The sequence below is a fragment of the Geodermatophilus pulveris genome (assembly GCF_900188375.1).
Taxonomy (GTDB): Bacteria; Actinomycetota; Actinomycetes; order Mycobacteriales; family Geodermatophilaceae; genus Geodermatophilus; species Geodermatophilus pulveris.
Window position 1 is genome coordinate 1 of the sequence record NZ_FZOO01000005.1, and the last position, 16,847, is coordinate 16,847.

General features: G+C 76.3%; 15 protein-coding genes. 8 read left to right on the forward strand and 7 right to left on the reverse strand.

Going from position 1 to position 16,847, the window contains the following annotated elements; genetic code table 11:
- Positions 1 to 269 precede the first annotated feature (269 nt).
- Positions 270 to 893 (reverse strand): alpha-ketoglutarate-dependent dioxygenase AlkB, encoded by a 624-nt coding sequence (locus CHB98_RS11435; protein WP_089305744.1) that lies wholly within the window; start codon positions 891 to 893, stop codon positions 270 to 272.
- A gap of 39 nt (positions 894 to 932) precedes the next feature.
- Complete coding sequence (locus tag CHB98_RS11440; protein ID WP_089305745.1) at positions 933 to 3,152, reverse strand: RecQ family ATP-dependent DNA helicase; 2,220 nt, start codon at positions 3,150 to 3,152, stop codon at positions 933 to 935.
- Between the two features lie 80 nt (positions 3,153 to 3,232).
- Between CHB98_RS11440 and CHB98_RS11445 the strand changes: the two genes are divergently transcribed.
- The 4 genes from CHB98_RS11445 (at position 3,233) to CHB98_RS22730 (ending at position 7,615) form a co-directional block, all read left to right on the forward strand.
- The gene (locus CHB98_RS11445) at positions 3,233 to 4,051 is read left to right on the forward strand and encodes a PHP domain-containing protein (RefSeq protein ID WP_245821092.1); all 819 of its coding nucleotides are present in this window, start codon (positions 3,233 to 3,235) and stop codon (positions 4,049 to 4,051) included.
- A 40-nt stretch (positions 4,052 to 4,091) separates the two neighbouring features.
- On the forward strand, positions 4,092 to 5,120 hold the full coding sequence (locus CHB98_RS11450) for a carbamate kinase (protein ID WP_089305746.1): 1,029 nt from the start codon (positions 4,092 to 4,094) through the stop codon (positions 5,118 to 5,120).
- A gap of 14 nt (positions 5,121 to 5,134) precedes the next feature.
- Positions 5,135 to 6,238, forward strand: coding sequence for a barbiturase (gene bar / locus CHB98_RS11455; protein ID WP_089305747.1), 1,104 nt, complete (start codon positions 5,135 to 5,137; stop codon positions 6,236 to 6,238).
- A gap of 126 nt (positions 6,239 to 6,364) precedes the next feature.
- Positions 6,365 to 7,615, forward strand: a complete 1,251-nt coding sequence (locus CHB98_RS22730; protein WP_089305748.1) for a Cache 3/Cache 2 fusion domain-containing protein — start codon at positions 6,365 to 6,367, stop codon at positions 7,613 to 7,615.
- 13 nt (positions 7,616 to 7,628) lie between these two features.
- Here CHB98_RS22730 and CHB98_RS11465 read toward each other — a convergent pair whose 3' ends face one another.
- The gene (locus CHB98_RS11465; protein WP_218822337.1) at positions 7,629 to 8,147 is read right to left on the reverse strand and encodes a GbsR/MarR family transcriptional regulator; all 519 of its coding nucleotides are present in this window, start codon (positions 8,145 to 8,147) and stop codon (positions 7,629 to 7,631) included.
- A 74-nt stretch (positions 8,148 to 8,221) separates the two neighbouring features.
- Between CHB98_RS11465 and CHB98_RS11470 the strand changes: the two genes are divergently transcribed.
- Entirely contained in the window at positions 8,222 to 9,142 is a 921-nt protein-coding gene (locus CHB98_RS11470) for an ABC transporter ATP-binding protein (RefSeq protein WP_089305749.1), read from the forward strand.
- Complete coding sequence (locus CHB98_RS11475; RefSeq protein WP_218822338.1) at positions 9,139 to 10,731, forward strand: ABC transporter permease; 1,593 nt, start codon at positions 9,139 to 9,141, stop codon at positions 10,729 to 10,731. The genes CHB98_RS11470 and CHB98_RS11475 overlap by 4 nt, the downstream gene beginning before the upstream one ends.
- A gap of 6 nt (positions 10,732 to 10,737) precedes the next feature.
- Here CHB98_RS11475 and CHB98_RS11480 read toward each other — a convergent pair whose 3' ends face one another.
- Positions 10,738 to 11,025, reverse strand: coding sequence for a Dabb family protein (locus CHB98_RS11480; RefSeq protein WP_089305750.1), 288 nt, complete (start codon positions 11,023 to 11,025; stop codon positions 10,738 to 10,740).
- Between the two features lie 74 nt (positions 11,026 to 11,099).
- Here CHB98_RS11480 and CHB98_RS11485 point away from each other — a divergent pair, with 74 nt between their 5' ends.
- Both CHB98_RS11485 and CHB98_RS11490 read left to right on the forward strand, forming a co-directional pair.
- Complete coding sequence (locus CHB98_RS11485; RefSeq protein ID WP_281251864.1) at positions 11,100 to 11,369, forward strand: bestrophin family protein; 270 nt, start codon at positions 11,100 to 11,102, stop codon at positions 11,367 to 11,369.
- Between the two features lie 178 nt (positions 11,370 to 11,547).
- Complete coding sequence (locus tag CHB98_RS11490; protein ID WP_089305752.1) at positions 11,548 to 13,452, forward strand: hypothetical protein; 1,905 nt, start codon at positions 11,548 to 11,550, stop codon at positions 13,450 to 13,452.
- A gap of 29 nt (positions 13,453 to 13,481) precedes the next feature.
- On the opposite strand, the gene CHB98_RS11495 is transcribed toward CHB98_RS11490, so the two are convergent.
- From CHB98_RS11495 to CHB98_RS22895, 3 genes are read right to left on the reverse strand one after another with little or no spacing between them, the layout of a single operon-like run.
- Positions 13,482 to 14,885 (reverse strand): YlbE family protein, encoded by a 1,404-nt coding sequence (locus CHB98_RS11495; RefSeq protein ID WP_089305753.1) that lies wholly within the window; start codon positions 14,883 to 14,885, stop codon positions 13,482 to 13,484.
- Positions 14,882 to 16,492: an AllF/FdrA family protein gene (locus tag CHB98_RS11500; protein ID WP_342744026.1), complete on the reverse strand. Its 1,611-nt coding sequence runs from the start codon at positions 16,490 to 16,492 to the stop codon at positions 14,882 to 14,884. The genes CHB98_RS11495 and CHB98_RS11500 overlap by 4 nt, the downstream gene beginning before the upstream one ends.
- Complete coding sequence (locus CHB98_RS22895; protein ID WP_143425073.1) at positions 16,395 to 16,781, reverse strand: methyl-accepting chemotaxis protein; 387 nt, start codon at positions 16,779 to 16,781, stop codon at positions 16,395 to 16,397. The genes CHB98_RS11500 and CHB98_RS22895 overlap by 98 nt, the downstream gene beginning before the upstream one ends.
- Between the last annotated feature and the right edge of the window lie 66 nt (positions 16,782 to 16,847).

Genomic DNA, 16,847 nt, shown 5'->3' on the forward strand with positions numbered 1-16,847 from the left:
CGCTCTCGATCAATCAACCAAAGGAACCCACAAAGGGGTCAAATACTTGGCACTGACTTTCGGCACGCTGTTGAGTTCTCAAAGAGCGGACGCGCTCGTACCCCGGCCTTTCGGCCTTCGTTCGAGGCGGTGTCCCCACTGTACACCGGGCTCCGCAGCAGTCGGACCTCGGGGGTTCGACCGGCGGTGGACCGGGCTGGCCGCCCGCCCCGTTCTCGCTCGGTGCAGAGAGCACCGTACACCCCCCACGGGCCCCTCTGCAGGGGGTCTCAGGCCACGCCGCGGGGACGGAACTGCACGCTGACCCGCGGGCCGACGGGGCGGGCCGTCTTCGGGATGCAGTGCTCCCACGTGCGCTGGCAGGAGCCGCCCATGACGACGAGGTCCCCGTGGCCCAGCGGGAAGCGCAGGCTCTCCCCGCCACCGACCTGACGCAGCAGCAGGGGGCGCGGCGACCCGAAGGACACGATGGCCACCACGGTGTCGGCGCTGCGGCCGCGGCCGAGCCGGTCGCCGTGCCAGGCCACGCTGTCCCGGCCGTCGCGGTACAGGCACATGCCGGCGCTGACGAACGGCTCGCCGAGTTCCGGGCCGTAGTGCGCGTCGAGCGCCTCGCGCGCCCGGGTGAGCAGCGGGTGCGGCAGCGGTTCGCCCGCGCCGTACCACCGCAGCAGCCGCGGGACGGCGACCTCGCGCTCGTACATCTGCCGCCGGTCGGCCCGCCAGCCGATGTCCCCGAGCAGCACCTCGAGCACCTGGTCGGAGCCGGCGACCCAGCCGGGCAGGTGGTCGACCCAGGCGCCGCGGCCCAGCCGGTGCCGGGTGACCGCGAGGGGACCCAGCGCCGCCTCCTCGGCGACGTCCCACATGGAGGGCTGGTGTGCGAGCGGCATGGCCGGAGGCTACGCCTGGTCGAACGTGTGTACGAGACCCTAGGCGGTGAGGGCGAGCGCGAAGGGCAGCACCCGGGAGGCGCCGGCCAGCCGGAGCTCGCGGCCGGCGACGGTCATCGTCCAGCGGGAGTCGGCGAGGTCGTCGACGAGCAGCACCGGCACCGGCCCGAGCTCGGTCAGCCGCCCCCGGAGCTCCGGCCCGACGACGACGCGCTGCCACACCCCCGCCAGCCGGAAGGCGCTGTTCCCGCCGGGCTGGCCGGTCGGCCCACCATGGGCCAGGGACAGCTCGCCCAGGTAGGGCAGCCGTCCGAGCCCGGCCAGCCCCTGCGCCAGACCGGTGACCAGCCGGGGACGCCGACGCGAGGGGACGGCGACCACCGCGGCGGGCCGCTCGGCCCAGTCCCAGGCGCCGAGCACCCGCGCGCAGGCCCGCAGCAGCTCCTCGTCCGGCGGGACGTCGGAGGGCGCCCGGCGGACGGGCACCTCGAAGGCGGCGTCCGGGTCCTCCTCCAGCCCCGGTGCCTCCAGGTCGACCACGCCGCCCACGCCGTCGTCCCCGAGCAGGGTGCGCAGCCGCTGGCCCCAGCCGAGGTCGGTGAGCCGGGCGACGGCGCGACCGGGGTCGAGCTGCTCGCCGGCAGCGATCTTGCCCTTGACCTCGACGCCGAGCCGGTCGGCGCCGGTCGGCCACTGGGCCCGCGGGGCGAGCTCCACGCCGGGGCGGTCGAGCGCGGCCGAGGCCGCCGCGGCGGCGCCCTCGGGGACGTCGCCGGAGTACCAGGGGCCGGCGCAGACGTCGCAGCGGCCGCAGGGTGCGGCGGTCGGGTCGTCGAGGGCCTCCTGCAGGAAGGCCATCCGGCACCGGGCCTCCTCGACCGGCCGGGCGTAGGCGATCATCGCCCGCTGCTCGGCCTCGCGGGTCTGCGTCACCCGGGCGTACCGGTCGGCGTCGTAGACCCACGGCCGGCCGGTGGAGCGCCAGCCGCCCTGCACCCGCTCGACCGCGCCGTCGACGGCCAGCACCTTGAGCAGCAGCTCCAGCCGGGAGCGGCGGACGTCGGCGACCGTCTCCAGCCGGGCCACCGACCAGGCGCGGCCGTCGGCCATCGCGGCGAGGACGGCGGCGGCGTGGTCCTCCCGCGGCATGGAGGAGGTGGCGAACCACTGCCAGATGGCGAGGTCCTCCGGGCCGGGCAGCAGCAGCACGTCGGCGTGCGCGACGGCGCGCCCGGCGCGGCCGACCTGCTGGTAGTAGCTGACCGGCGAGGACGGCGCCCCGAGGTGGACGACGAAGCCGAGGTCGGGCTTGTCGAACCCCATGCCCAGGGCGGAGGTCGCGACCAGCGCCTTGACCCGGTTGTCCCGCAGCGCCTCCTCGGCGTCCTTGCGATCGGCGTCGTCGAGCCGGCCGGTGTAGGCGCGCACCTCGTGGCCGGCGTCCCGCAGCAGGGACGCCGTCTCCTCGGCCGCCGCGACGGTGAGCGTGTAGACGATGCCGCTGCCCGGCAGGTCGCCGACGTGGGCCGCCAGCCAGGCCAGCCGGGCCCGGTCGGTGGGCAGCCGCAGCACCCCCAGGCGCAGCGAGTCGCGGGCCAGGGGCCCGCGCACCGTCGTCACCCCCACGCCGCCCGCACCGAGCTGCTCGGCGACGTCGGCGACCACCCGCTCGTTGGCGGTCGCGGTGGTGGCCAGCACCGGCGTGCCGGCCGGCAGGGTGCCGAGCAGGTCGCGGATGCGGCGGTAGTCGGGGCGGAAGTCGTGGCCCCAGTCGGAGACGCAGTGCGCCTCGTCGACGACGAGCAGGCCGCAGCGGGCCACCAGCCCGGGCAGCTGCTCCTCGCGGAAGCGCGGGTTGGTCAGCCGCTCCGGGGAGACCAGCAGGACGTCGACCTCGTCGGCGGCCAGCGCCGCGGCCACGTCGTCCCACTCGGTCGCGTTCGCGCTGGAGATCTCCACGGCGCGGATGCCGGCGCGGGCGGCGGCGGCCACCTGGTCGCGCATCAGCGCGAGCAGCGGGCTGACCAGCAGCGTGGGGCCGGCGCCCCGGCGGCGCAGCAGCGCGGTGGAGACGAAGTAGACCGCCGACTTGCCCCACCCGGTGCGCTGCACGACCAGCGCCCGCTCGGCGCGCTCGACCAGCGCCGCGACGGCGACGTCCTGGCCCTCCCGGAACACCGCGTCCGGCCGGCCGGTCAGCTCGCGGAGGACCCCGAGGGCCTCGGCGGCGACGTCGGCGGACGGGGCGGCGGTCGTCATGGCCCCGACACTAGGCAGCCCGGGAGACAGGACCGGTCGGCGCGCGCATGCTGGGGACGATGCGGGAGGATCCACAGGCGATGCGACCACCGGACAACCACGTGCACACCAGGTGGTCCTGGGACACGTCCGACTCCTCCACGATGCAGCGCGCGTGCGAGCGGGCGGTGGCCCGGGGCCTGCCCGCCATCGCCTTCACCGAGCACCTGGACTTCACGACCTGGACGCCGGAGGACCGCGCCACGGCCGACGGGCTGGTCGACCGGCACGCCTCCCGGCACCTGCCCATCGACGTCGACGGCTACTTCGCCGAGCTGGAGGAGTGCCGCGGGCGCTTCCCGGAGCTGCGGATCTGGTCCGGGGTGGAGACCGGCGAGCCGCACCTGTTCGCCGCCAGCGTCGCCGCGCACCTGCGCGACTCCCCCGTCGACCGGGTGCTCGGCTCGCTGCACTCGCTGAGCCAGGACGGCCGGCTCTACGGCGTGGGCCGGTTGCTCTACCCCGACCCCGACACGACGATGCGCCGCTACCTGGCCGAGGTCGTCGACATGGTGGAGGGCAGTGACGTCTTCGAGGTGCTCGCGCACGTCGACTTCCCGCGCCGCTACTGGCCCGGCGGCAGCGACCGGTACGCGGAGAAGGACTACGAGGAGGAGTACCGGGCGGTGTTCCGCGCGCTCGCCGGCACCGGCCGGGCGCTGGAGGTGAACACGACCAGCCCGCTGGCCTCGGTCGACCAGGTCCGCTGGTTCCACGAGGAGGGCGGCCAGGCGGTCAGCTTCGGCAGCGACGCCCACCAGCCGGCCGTCGTCGGCCAGCACTTCGACCTCGCGGTGGACGTCGTCGAGGCGGCCGGGTTCCGGCCCGGGCGGGACGCCTTCGACTTCTGGCGCCGCTGAGGGCCCCGGCGCCGAGGGACCACCGGCTACGGTCGGCCCGGTGATCTCCGGCCGCGTCGTGATCGCCCTCGGGGGCAACGCGATGACCGGCCCGGACGGCTCGGCCACCCCCGGCGCGCAGCGCGACGCCATCGCCGTGGCCTGCCGGCACGTCGCGGCCGTCGTGGCCACCGGCGCGCAGGTGGTGCTCACCCACGGCAACGGGCCGCAGGTGGGCAACCTGCTGGTGAAGAACGAGCTGGCCGCCCACGAGGTCCCGCCCGTGCCGCTGGACTGGTGCGTGGCCCAGACGCAGGCGACGATCGGCTTCACCGTGGCCGACGAGCTCGACGCCGCGCTGGCCGCCCGCGGGCTGCCGCAGCGCACCGCCGCCCTGGTCACCCGCACCCTGGTGGACGCCGACGACCCGCACTTCGCCGAGCCGTCCAAGCCGATCGGCCGCCACCTGCCGCGGGAGGCGGCCGAGCGGTCCATGGCCCACGGCCAGGTGTGGGAGGACCGCGGCGAGCGCGGCTGGCGGCGGGTCGTCGCCTCGCCCGAACCGCGTGGCGTCGTCGACGTGCCGGCGGTGCACGCGCTGCTGGCGGCCGGGTTCGTCGTCGTCTGCGCCGGCGGGGGCGGCGTCCCGGTGGTGGACGACGGCCCTGTCCCCGGGGGACGGGCGCTGCGCGGCGTCGAGGCCGTCGTCGACAAGGACCTCACCGCCGCGCTGCTGGCCCGCGAGCTGCACGCCGGCACGCTGGTGATCGCCACCGCCGTGCCGAACGTGGTGCTCGGCTTCGGGACGCCGGCCGCCCGGCCGCTGGGCCGGGTCACCCCGGCCGAGCTGCGGGTGCACGCCGCGGCCGGGGAGTTCGCCCGCGGCTCGATGGGCCCCAAGGTGGAGGCCGCGCTCCGCTTCGTCGAGTCGTCCGGGCCCGGCCACCCCGCGCGGGCCGTCGTCACGTCCCTCGAGCACATCGCCGACGCCGTCACCCGGGACGACGTCGGCACCGTCCTGCAGAAGGACCCTGCTGCCCCCCACCGCTCGCAGCCTCGCGGCGGGCACCTGCAGCAGGGCCACTCGTGAGAGAAGAGGAACCAGTGCCCGCACCGATCGAGGTCCGCAAGATCCCGCTGCACAACGTCAGCGACGCCTCCGAGCTGGCGAGGCTCGTCGACGACGGCGTCATGGCCGCCGACCGGGTCGTCGCCGTCATCGGCAAGACCGAGGGCAACGGCGGGGTCAACGACTACACGCGGATCATCGCCGACCGGGCCTTCCGCGAGGTGCTGCTCGAGTTGGGCACGCGGTCCAAGGAGGAGGTCGGGGAGATCCCGATCGTGTGGTCCGGTGGCACGGACGGCGTCATCAGCCCGCACGCGACGGTCTTCGCCACGCTCCCCGAGGACGCCGTCGAGCCGACCGACGAGCCGCGGCTGACCGTCGGCCACGCGATGAGCGACGTCGTCCTGCCCGAGGACATCGGCCGCCTCGCCATGGTGGAGAAGGTCGCCGCGGGCGTGCGCCGGGCGATGCAGCAGGCCGGCATCACCGACCCGGCCGACGTGCACTACGTGCAGACCAAGACGCCGCTGCTGACCATCGAGACCATCCGTGACGCGAAGAGCCGCGGCCGGGACACCTACTACGACGAGCCGCACGGCTCGATGGACCTGTCCAACGGGACGACGGCGCTCGGCGTCGCGGTGGGCCTCGGCGAGATCGAGATGCCGCGGCAGGAGCAGGTGATGCGCGACCTGTCGCTCTACAGTGCGGTCGCGTCCTGCTCGTCGGGCGTGGAGCTGGACCGGGCGCAGATCGTCGTCGTCGGCAACGCCCGCGGGCACGGCGGGGCCTACCGGATCGGCCACTCGGTGATGCGGGACGCCCTCGACCAGGACGGCATCTGGGCCGCCATCCGCGACGCCGGCCTCGACCTGCCGGAGCGCCCGCACCCCAGCGACCTCGGCGACCGGCTGCTCAACGTCTTCCTCAAGTGCGAGGCCGACCCGACCGGCTACGTGCGCGGCCGGCGCAACGCGATGCTCGACGACTCCGACGTCTCGTGGCACCGGCAGATCAAGGCGACGGTGGGCGGGGTGGCCGCCTCGGTGACCGGCGACCCGGCGGTGTTCGTGTCGGTGGCCGCGGTGCACCAGGGGCCGTCGGGGGGTGGGCCGGTGGCGGCCATCGTGCGCGCGTGACCACTGCCGGTCGCCACGGCGGGTGCGGCGCGCCTCACGCCGGGTGACCGGCGGCGACCTACCGTGAGCGCGCACCGCCGAGTCCGCGGCCGGTGCCCACCCACCGGGTCGGCCGAGGAGGCACGCATGCGCAGGTCGTCCGTCCAGGAGGCCGTCGTGCCCGGGCCCCGGCCGGCGCCGCGGCCGGCTCCCCGACCGACCGGGAGCCCGGCGCGCCGGCGGCTCGGCCGCGAGGGCGGGGCCGAGGACGCCGCGCAGCGGGCCGGGGTGCTCGCCCAGGCCAGCCGGGAGGTCTCCGAGACCTCGCAGCAGGCCGCGGAGTCCCTCACGGAGCTCCGGTCCGCGATCGGCGACATCGCGGAGTGCACGACGCGCGCCTCGACCGTCGCCGCGGAGGCCGTCCGCGACGCGCAGGCCGTGGACGAGCGGATCGCCGCGCTGCAGGGGGCGACCGAGGCGATCAGCGAGATCGTCCGGCTGCTGGCGGCCATCAGCCAGCAGAGCCGGTTCCTGGCGCTCAACGCCTACGTCGAGGCCGCCCGCGCCGGGGAGGTCGGCCGCGGCTTCGCCGTGGTCGCCGACGAGGTCAAGCAGCTCGCCGAGCGCACCGCCCGGGCCGCCGGCGACATCGGCGCCCAGGTCGAGGCGGTGCACCGGGAGACCCGCTCGGCGGTCGACGTGGTCTCGCGGATCAGCACGACGCTGGGCTCCATCGCCGCGGCGCAGGACACCGTGGCGGCGGCCGTGGAGCAGCAGCGGGCGGCCACCGACCGCGTCGTCGACAGCGTGGAGCGGGCCGCCGGGGGGTCGGCGCGGATCAGCGAGGCGGTCGCCGCCCTGGCCCAGGAGCAGCGCGAGACCTACGTCCGGCGGGCACTCGCCGTCGCCGGGGACCTGCTGGAGGAGGCCGGCGGGGTGGCCCTCGGCGAGGGCCGCCGCCGGGTGACCGTCCGCGACCAGGTCACCGGCGCCGCGCGCGAGGTCGACCTGCCCGACCTGCTGCTCGGCGGCGTGCCGGTGACCCGGGACGACGACCCGCGCCGGCCCGCACCGCTGGTCGACGAGGTGGTCGAGCTGGTGGGGGGCAGCTGCACGCTGTTCCAGCGGCTGGACGGCGACGGCGGCATGGTGCGCGCGGCCACCACCGTGCGCACCGCGCAGGGACGGCGCAACGTGGGCACCGCCATCCCGCCGCGCAGCCCCGACGGCAGCCCCAACCCGGTGCTGGCCGCCGTCCTGGCCGGGCGGACCTACACCGGCCAGGCGACCGTCGCCGACCGCCCGTTCTTCACCGCCTACGAGGGCCTGCACTCCCCCGACGGCGAGCTGGTCGGGATGCTCTACGTCGGGCTGCCGCTGGACGCGCTGCCCGGCTGAGGCCCCGCTGGCATCAGCCGGTCGACGCGGGCCGGCGCCCGGCCGCCAGCCGGTCGCGCTCGGCCGGCCAGCGGCGGACCGCCCCGTCGATCTCCGCCCGCAGGAACGCCATGAAGTCGCGGGTCTCGGCCAGCCGGCGACCCCCCGGCCGGTCGAGGCCGAGGAGGTCCACGCCCCCGGTCACCGCGTCCTCGAAGCGCTGCAGCGTGGCGAGCTCAGCGGCCATGAAGCGCGACCACAGGTCGCGGTCGTCGAGCACGTAGAGGTCGCTGCGCGTGCCCGGTTCCCGCTCGCGGACCAGCAGGCCGAACTGGACGAGCTGGCGCACCGCGCCGCTGATCGCGGCCGGGCTGACGTCCAGGCCGCGGGCGAGCTCACCGGCGGTGTACCGGTCGGCGTCGTCGGCCAGCGCGTAGGCGAACACCCGTGCCGGCATCGGCGCCATCCCCGCCTCGCGGAGCACCAGGGCGAAGCGCTCCACGAAGCGCAGCAGGGCCATCCGGTCGTCGTCCCCGGCCGCCGCGGTGCCCACCGCCCCACGGTATCCGACTGATCGGGGTATCAACACACTTCACACATGTGTGAAGGATCTGTAGGCTGTCCGCCGTGACCACAGCGATCTCGGTGTCGGGTCTCGTCAAGGGCTTCGGGAGCGTCCACGCCCTCGACGGCCTGGACCTGGAGGTGGCGACCGGGGAGGTGCACGGCTTCCTCGGCCCCAACGGCGCGGGCAAGTCCACGGCCATCCGGGTGCTGCTCGGGCTGCTGCGCGCCGACTCCGGGCGGGTCCGGCTGCTGGGCGGTGACCCCTGGGCGGACGCGGTGGCGCTGCACCGCCGGTTGGCCTACGTCCCGGGTGACGTGACGCTGTGGCCGCAGGTCACCGGCGGCGAGGCCATCGACCTGCTCGGCAGGCTGCAGGGCGGGCTGGACCCCGCCCGCCGGGCCGAGCTGCTCGAGCGCTTCGACCTCGACCCCCGGAAGAGGGCCCGCACCTACTCGAAGGGCAACCGGCAGAAGGTCGCGCTGGTGGCCGCCCTGGCCTCCGACGTGGAGCTGTACGTGCTCGACGAGCCGACCTCCGGGCTCGACCCGCTGATGGAGGCGACGTTCCAGGACGAGGTGCGGCGGCTGCGCGCCGAGGGCCGCACCGTGCTGCTGTCCAGCCACGTCCTGGCCGAGGTCGAGGCGCTGTGCGACCGGGTCAGCATCGTCCGGCACGGCCGCGCCGTGCAGAGCGGCAGCCTGACCGAACTGCGCCACCTCACCCGGACCTCCATGGTCGTCGAGACAGCCCGCCCGGTCAGTGGGTTGGCCGGGCTCCCCGGCGTCCACGACCTGTCGGTGGACGGCGGGCGGGTGCGCCTCGACGTCGACGGCGACGCCCTGGACGCCGTCGTCCGGCACCTGGCCGGGGCCGGCGTCCGGTCGCTGACCAGCACGCCGCCCACGCTGGAGGAGCTGTTCCTGCGGCACTACGGCGAGGACCTGCACGAGGAGCAGACCCCTGCGGCGGTGCGGTCGTGACCGGCCGCCTGCCGTCAGTGACCGGGACCGGCACGCTGCTGCGGTTCGCGCTGCGCTGCGACCGGGTCCGGTTGCCGGTCTGGGTCGCGGCCGGCGCGCTGCTCGTGACCGTCCAGTCGGTGTCGAGCCAGGCGCTGTACGACACCCCCGCGGACCTCGCCGCCTACGCGGCCTCGGTCGGCAGCAACGCCGCGGCCGTCGCACTGGCCGGGCCGCCGGTGGGCCTGGACACCGTGGCCGGGGCGGTGGCGTTCGAGATCTCGTCGTTCGTGGTCGTGGTGGCAGCGCTGATGGCGGTGTCCACGATCGGCCGACACACCCGTGCCGACGAGGAGGCCGGCCGCACGGAGCTGGTCCGTGCCACCCGGGTGGGCCGGCACGCTCCCCTGCTGACGGCCGTGCTCACCGCTGCGATCGCCTGCACCGCCACCGCGGTGGCCATCGGGGCCGCGGCCACCGCCACCGGGCTGCCGGCCGGCGGCTCGTTCCTGCTCGGCGCCTCCGTCGGCGCCGCCGGCCTGGTGTTCGCCGGCGTGACGGCACTCGCCGCACAGGTGACCGGCTCGCCCCGCGCCACCCAGGGCGTCGCCGGCGCGGCCGTCGCCGCCGCCGTCGTGCTGCGGGCGGTCGGGGACGTCGAGGGCAACGGGCTGGTGTGGGCCTCGCCCATCGGCTGGGCCCAGGCCACCCACCCGTACTCCGGCGACCGGTGGTGGCCGCTGCTGCTGTGCCTGGCCGCGACCGGCGCCCTCGCCGCCCTGGCCGGGGCACTCCTGGACCGCCGCGACCTGGGCGCCGGCCTGGTCGCCCCCCGGCCGGGACCGCCGGCCGCCTCCCGCGCGCTGACCTCGCCGCTCGGCCTCGCCCTGCGGCTGCAGCGCGGCGCACTGGCGGCCTGGACGGTCGGGCTGACGCTGCTCGGCCTGGTCTACGGGAGCCTGGCCGGGTCGGTGGAGACGCTGTTCGTGGACCCCCAGGCGCGCGCGTTGCTGCCGGACGCCGCCAGCCTGACCGACGCCTTCCTCGCCACCACGCTGGCCACCACGGCTCTCCTCGCCGCCGCCTACGCGGTGTCGGCGGTGCTGCGCGCCCGCACCGAGGAGTCCGAGGGGCGCGCCGAGCCGGTGCTGGCCGCCGCGGTCGGCCGGCCGGCCTGGCTGGGCGGCCACGCCACCGTCGCGCTGGCCGGCCCGGCCGTGGTGCTGCTGGCCTCGGGCGCGGCCACCGGCGCCGTCCGGGCCGTCGCGACCGGTGACGGCGGCGAGTTCGGCCGGCTCCTCGCCGCGGCGCTGACCCACCTGCCCGCCGTGTGGGTGGTGGCGGCGGTGGCCCTGGCGCTGTTCGGGCTGGTGCCGCGGGCCGCCGTCCTGGCCTGGGCCGCGGTCGGCTACGTCGCCGTGACCACGCTGTTCGCCGGCCCCTCCGGCTGGCCGGCCTGGGTCGACGACGCCTCGCCGTTCGCCTGGACCCCGGCGGTGCCGATCGAGGCGTGGCGGGCCACCCCGCTGGTCGCGCTGTCCGTCGTCGCCGCGGGCCTGCTCGCCGTGGGCCTCGCCGGGTTCCGCCGGCGCGACCTGGTCACCGGCTGACCGGCCTCACACCGGGAACTGGACCCGCGCGATCTCCTCGCACACGGGGTCGAACAACTCCCGCCGGATGCGGTTGTGCTCGGCCTCGGCGTCGTAGGCCCGGTAGGCCTCGGCGTCGACGAAGTCGCTGGTGATGGCGAAGCTCCAGGCGCCGGCGCGCAGGCCGGCGTCCAGGCCGACCCGCACGTCGACCAGCCCCTCGACGGGCAGGGCGACGATGGCGTCGAGCGCCTCCTGGACCCGGGCGGGGTCGGTGCCCGGGCGCACCCGGCCGACGACGACGTTGCGGATCACCGGGACAGTGTGCCGCCCCCGGGTGCGGGGGGCACCGGCAACCGGCCGTTCCGTGCACCCGCGTCGGGCGGCTGCTGGCCGAGGCCGCCCAGGTGTTCGGCGTCATCCTGCCCTTCGCCGTGGTCAACGACCTGGGCTGGGCCGCGCCGATCGGCTCGGGGCTGGTCGGGCTGATGTCCCTGCCGGCGGTGCAGATCGGCGACGACCTGGCCGAGCCGTTCGCCGACGCCGTCCACGACGTCCCGGTGACCGCGCTGTCGCGCACCATCGAGGTCGACCTGGTGGAGGTCATCGGGGCCGAGCCGCCCAGCGCGGTGCGCCCGGTCGACCGCGTGCTCTGGTAGCCGTCCCGGCCGCTCAGCGCGAGTGGCGCCGGACGGCCGGCGGTCGCGTGTGATGGGGTTGGCACTCTCCGTGACGGCGCTCGCCCCTGCACGCTGGCGGCCTCGGGTGGCATCACCGCCGGCACCACGGGGGTCCCACAGGTCGTACCGTGCCGGCCGCACCATCCGTGGAGGCGTCATGGACGACGGATCCGAGGGCCGGGCGGCGAGCAACGGCTCGGCCACGACTCGCACCACGACAGCGCCCGCCGCCGATCCGCCGGAGCTGGAGTGGGCGGCCGACCCGATCAAGCTGGCGCTGGACGGGAGCGCGCTGGCGCGAGGAGGCCGCGTCCCGGAGCCGTTCTGCATCGAGGTCGGCCGACGCCTGCTCCTGGCCCAACTCGAGTTCAGCCGCTGGGTGCTGCGCCGGGTGGAGACGGTCTCCTTCGGCGAGGGCCGCAGCGTGCTGCGCCGGACGACGATCGAGCTGCGCGTGCCGGACGAGGCTCCGGTGTTCGTCATCGAGCAGCCCGACGGGAAGACGGAGAGCTGTTGGCTGGTCCCGCTGACGGTGATGAAGCGCCGGACCCTGGTCGACTTCCACCTCGCGAAGGAGGACGGGACCCCGATCACCCCGCTGGGCCTGCGGTTGAACCAGCAACTGGACGAGTCGATGCTGCTCGCGGCCGCCGCGACGCTGGACCCCCCCGGCGAGGAGGTCCGTCAGTTCGCCGAGCAGGTCGTGGCCGGCGACCGCGAGGTCGTCGAGGCGGCGATCAGGCGCTACGAGGAGGCGCGGTGGGGCAGACAACTGGCGAGGCTGCGCCACCACGCGCTGTTCGTGATGACCCTCGACCGGCTGCGGTACAACTTCACCCAGTACGTGTTGCTCCCGCAGGGCAGCGGTCGGCACCGGCTGCTCAGCATGTCCTTCGTCGAGCCCGTCGCCTGGCGGTACCAGCACCCCGCCCTCACCAGGGAGAGCGACGGCCGGTGGCTCTACGAGCCGATGAAGCCGGCCCCGTGGAACCTCGGGCACCTGGCCTCCGAGCTGGGGCTGGTGCCGACCCGCGTCCGGCTGCAGATCCCCGCCGCCGAGCACGCGGCCAGCTACCACCTCGAGGTCGAGGCTCCCCCCGGCGTGCGCATCGTCGCCGCGACCCTCCTCGCCGGCCGTCCGCACGAGCCGGAGCACGAGGACGGCCGGCAGAGGTTCACCCTCGACTCGCAGCGCGGGGACTCGCTCACCGTCGGCCTGCACGGGGTGGAGGTGCCGCAGAACTCGCTGTGCCGGGCCCACCTGGAACTCCGCGTGCAACGCATGGGGTGGCTCACCACGCTGCTCAGCGTCACGGTCGCCGTCATGCTGGTGCTCGGCACGCTGGCCGGGCACGTGCTCTGGCAGGAGGCCCCTGACCCGGACCAGGACACCAACGCGGTCGTCCTGCTGATCGCCACCTCCGCGGCGGCGGCGGCGTTCCTCTCCCAGCGCGACTTCACCGGGGTCGCGGCCCGGCTGATCGTCGGCATGCGGGCCGTGGGCGCCGCCTCCATGGCGCTCCCGGTCGTGGCCGCCGGGGTCCTCACCTACGAGGACGTCACCCGCCCCGAGGCGCTGCAGCTGCTGCAGCTGCCCGAGCCCGCGTCGACCTCCACGAAGGCGTTCATCTCGTTCCTCGCCCTCGCCTCCGCGGCACTGTGCGCCCTGGTCGCCGTCACCTGGTTCCGCACCCGCGGCGCCGAGAAGGACGTGGTCACCTCGCCGTGGGACCAGTCCCGGCAGGCCCGGCCCGATCGGGACGAGGAGGCGCGCGTCAAGGAGCTCAGCTACGGGGAGGCGCTGAAGGAGTACGGCTTCCGGGAACCGGCCGTCGGGGTGCGCTCCTCGGAGGGCTGGCACCACGTCTACCGGTGGCTGGACCCGGACTTCGAGCAGGCCAGCGAGGACCTGGGGCAACCGTCGGACGACCGCGGGATCGTCCGCCGGTACCCGTGCGTGCACCAGTCGGGCTGCCCGCGCGTGGGGACCGACGCCTGCGCGGCCCGGGTGCGCGCCCGGCAGCCGGACCCCGAGGCCACCGCGGCGCCGGGCCGGGACTGAGCCCGGGGCTCCCCCGCCGCGCCGGACGGTCAACCGGCCGCGCGGGCCTCCTGCGCGAGCGCGGCCAGCGCGGCGTCGAAGCACTCCCGCGGCGGCTGCACCAGGCCGGCGCCCACCTGGCCGGTCCCGGCCACCCGGCCGGCCATGCCGGTGTTGATCTGCGGCAGCCAGCCGGTGCGCGCGACGGCGAGCACGTCGATGCCGGTCGGCGCGCCGCGGAAGCCGAGGACGGGCACCTGCATGGCCGGGTTCTCGGCCAGCGTCAGCTGGTACATCCGCTCGGTGGTGGCCAGCGCGTCGGGCACGGTGCCGCCGACGAACCGGACGATCGCCGGTGCCGCGGCCATGCAGAAGCCGCCGACGCCGTAGGTCTCCATGATCGCGGAGTCGCCGATGTCGGGGTTGGCGTCGTCGGGGCCGTAGTCGCCGAGGAACAGCCCGACCGGGGTGTTGGCCGGGCCGGTGAACCAGCGGTCGCCGGTGCCCGCAGTGCGGATGCCGAACTCGGTCCCGTTGCGGGACATCACGGTGACCATCGTCGAGCCGGGCACCTGCCCGGCGGCGTCCAGGGCGAGCTTCGCCGTCGGCATGCCGAGGTTGAGGAAGAAGTGCTCGTTGCCGCCGATGAACCGCAGCACCGCCGCGATCTCGGACGACGGCGCGTCCACCTCCACGACCGCCGGGGACAGCTCGCGCAGCGTCATCAGCGAGCCGGCGCGGTTGCGGTTGTGCCCCTCGTCGCCCATCTGCAGCATCTGCGCGAGCACCGCCTTGACGTCCAGCGGCTCGGGCATCGACCGCACGGCGGCCTGCAGCACCGGCCCCAGGACGTCGCGCATCCAGCGCAGCCGGTCGAGCACGTCGGCGCCGAAGGCACCCATCCGCAGCACCTTGCCCAGGCCCTCGTTGAGGTTGCAGAACGCCTGCCCGCCGGTGACCGGGTCCTGCAGGCACCACAGCCACATGGACGGCGAGGTCACCCCCGCCATCGGGCCGACCGTGCGGTGGTGGTGGCACGGGTCGAGGGCGACCCCGCCCGCGGCCAGCAGCCGCTCGGCCTCCTCGACGGTCGACGCCCAGCCCTCGAACAGGCAGGCGCCGACCAGGGCGCCGCGCAGCGGGCCGGACGCGTCGTCCCACCCGATCGGCGGGCCGGCGTGCAGCAGGGTCCGGTCGGGCAGCCCGAGCACCTCGCGCGCCGGGCGGACGTCGACCAGGTGCGACCCGGCGGCCATCACCCGCTCCACGGCGGTGCGGTTGGCGGCGGCCCGGCGCCGGTCGAGGGCGAGCGCGGCGAGGTCGGCGGGGTCCGCCGACGGCGGCGGGCGCCAGTCGACGTCGTGCACGTCGGCGCCCTGGGCGCGCAGCGCGGCGGAGAAGACGTCGACACCGGCGGCGACGACCGCCGGCGTCCCGGAGAGCAGGTCCCTCACCGCGCGGCTCCCAGCAGGTCCAGCGCGTGCCGGGTGGCCCGCGCGTTGGAGGCGTGCACCGCGGCGCCGGCCGCGGCGAGCGCGTCGGCCTGGCGTGACCAGCCCTGCGGGTCGGCCTCGGTGCCGACCAGCGCGACGACGGCGGGCAGGCCGGCCGCGCGCAGCGCCGGGGCGAGCGTCGCGGCCGGATCGGGGTCGGCGCCGTGGCCGAGGACGACGTCCAGGAGCACCACCGCGGGCTCCCCGGACGCCACGACCCGGGCCAGGGCCTCCAGCCGCAGCGTGGGGTCGATCATCGGGTGCGCCCGGCCCACGGTGAGCGCGTCGTCGCCGAAGTCGACCACCACGTGTCCCGGGGCGGACAGGTCCGTGCCGAGGTCGAGCTCCGGGCGCAGCGGGGTGTTGGAGCGGACGTCGCCGAGCAGGGGCGCGGCCAGCAGCATCGCCTCGTCGGCGAGGGTGCCGCCGGCGTAGAGGCCCTTGAGGACGGCGCCGGGCGAGGCCGGGCGGGTCGTGCCCCGGGACGGCCACGGCGGCACCGCGACGCCCAGGTCGGCGAGCAGCGCCTCGACGGCGGCGGTGAGGTCGGGGGTGTCCGGGGACAGCGCCGCCGACCGGACGGGCACCGACAGCCGGCCGGCGGCCTCGGCCACCCGGGCCGCGACCGCCGGCGCCGGCGGCTTGGACACCAGCAGCACGTGCTCGGTGGCCGGGTCGGCGTCCAGCAGGGCCAGCGCGTCGAGGGTGGCCAGCCCGCCGACGGCCTCGGACAGGTCCCGGCCGCCGACGCCGAGCAGGTGCGAGACGCCGACGCCGGCCGCGTCGAGCAGGCAGGACACCTGCTGGGCGCCGGTGCCGGACGCCGCGACCACCCCGACCGGGCCGCGCCGGACCACGTTGGCGAAGCCGAGCGCGAGGCCGGCGACGATCGCCGTCCCGCAGTCCGGGCCCATGACCAGCACCCCGGCCTCGTGCGCGGCCCGCTTGAGCGCCACCTCGTGCTCGACGGGCACGCCGTCGGAGAAGACCAGCACGCTGCGGCCGGCGGCGACCGCGTCGGCCGCCTCGGCGACCGCGTACGGCCCGGGGACGCTCACCACGGCCAGCACCGGTCCGCCGTCGAGGGCGTCGAGGCCGGTGCCGACCGTGCGCGGCGGCACGGCCTGCGCGGGGCCGGCGGTGCGCCCGCGGGCGGCCAGCGCGGTGTCGACGGCGGCGACCGCGGCGGCCAGCGCGGCGTCGTCCGCGGCGGCGACCGCGACGAGCAGCTGGTCGGGCGAGGCGCCGCCGTCCGGGGCCAGGCCCATGCCGGCGGCCAGCTCCAGGTTCAGCGGCGTGGCCATGGCGACGAGCACCGCGGTGACCCCGTCCCGGGCGGCGACCTCCCGGCTGACCTGCATCAACCGGACGGAGTCGGCGTACACGCCGCCGCGCAGGGAGACGTGCCGGACGCCGGTCGTGGTCACCCGGCCGACCGTACCGGCGCGGCCGGGCCCGGCGCCCGGGCGCTCACCGGGCCTGGCGGACTCCACGGCGGAGGTGCTGCCGTCGATGGTGACGGTCATGCCCGAGGAGCTGCCGGCCGCCTCCACCACGGTGCGGTCCATCTCCGCGGTGGTCGCGGTCTGCTCCTCCACCCACTGGGTACAGTCGGCCTGGACGGCGTGATCGGCCCGGAGGTCTCCGTGGTGGCCCGGGCGGTCTCCTGGCGAGCTCCTCGACCTCGTCGGCGACGACGGCGGAGCCCTCGCCCGCCTCACCGGCGCGGGCGGCCCCGATGGTGGCGTCGAGCGCCAGCAGGTCGGTCCGCTCGGCGATCGCCGTGGTCGTCCCGACCACGCTGGGGGTCTGCAGCGAGGCTCCACCGGCTCCCGCGCCGCGACGACGACTTAGCACTGAGGTACTTCCGTCCCGTCTCCCGGGCGTGCCACATTGGCGCGCCTGGGGCGGGCACGGCCCCCG

What these genes read in the sequence shown, in the direction of transcription:
- CHB98_RS11435 (WP_089305744.1), bottom strand. Translation starts at nt 893, where the DNA reads ATGCCGCTCGCACACCAGCCCTCCATGTGGGACGTCGCCGAGGAGGCG.
- CHB98_RS11440 (WP_089305745.1), bottom strand. Translation starts at nt 3,152, where the DNA reads ATGACGACCGCCGCCCCGTCCGCCGACGTCGCCGCCGAGGCCCTCGGG.
- CHB98_RS11445 (WP_245821092.1), top strand. Translation starts at nt 3,233, where the DNA reads ATGCGACCACCGGACAACCACGTGCACACCAGGTGGTCCTGGGACACG.
- CHB98_RS22730 (WP_089305748.1), top strand. Translation starts at nt 6,365, where the DNA reads ATGCGCAGGTCGTCCGTCCAGGAGGCCGTCGTGCCCGGGCCCCGGCCG.
- CHB98_RS11490 (WP_089305752.1), top strand. Translation starts at nt 11,548, where the DNA reads ATGGACGACGGATCCGAGGGCCGGGCGGCGAGCAACGGCTCGGCCACG.
- CHB98_RS11500 (WP_342744026.1), bottom strand. Translation starts at nt 16,492, where the DNA reads ATGGACCGCACCGTGGTGGAGGCGGCCGGCAGCTCCTCGGGCATGACC.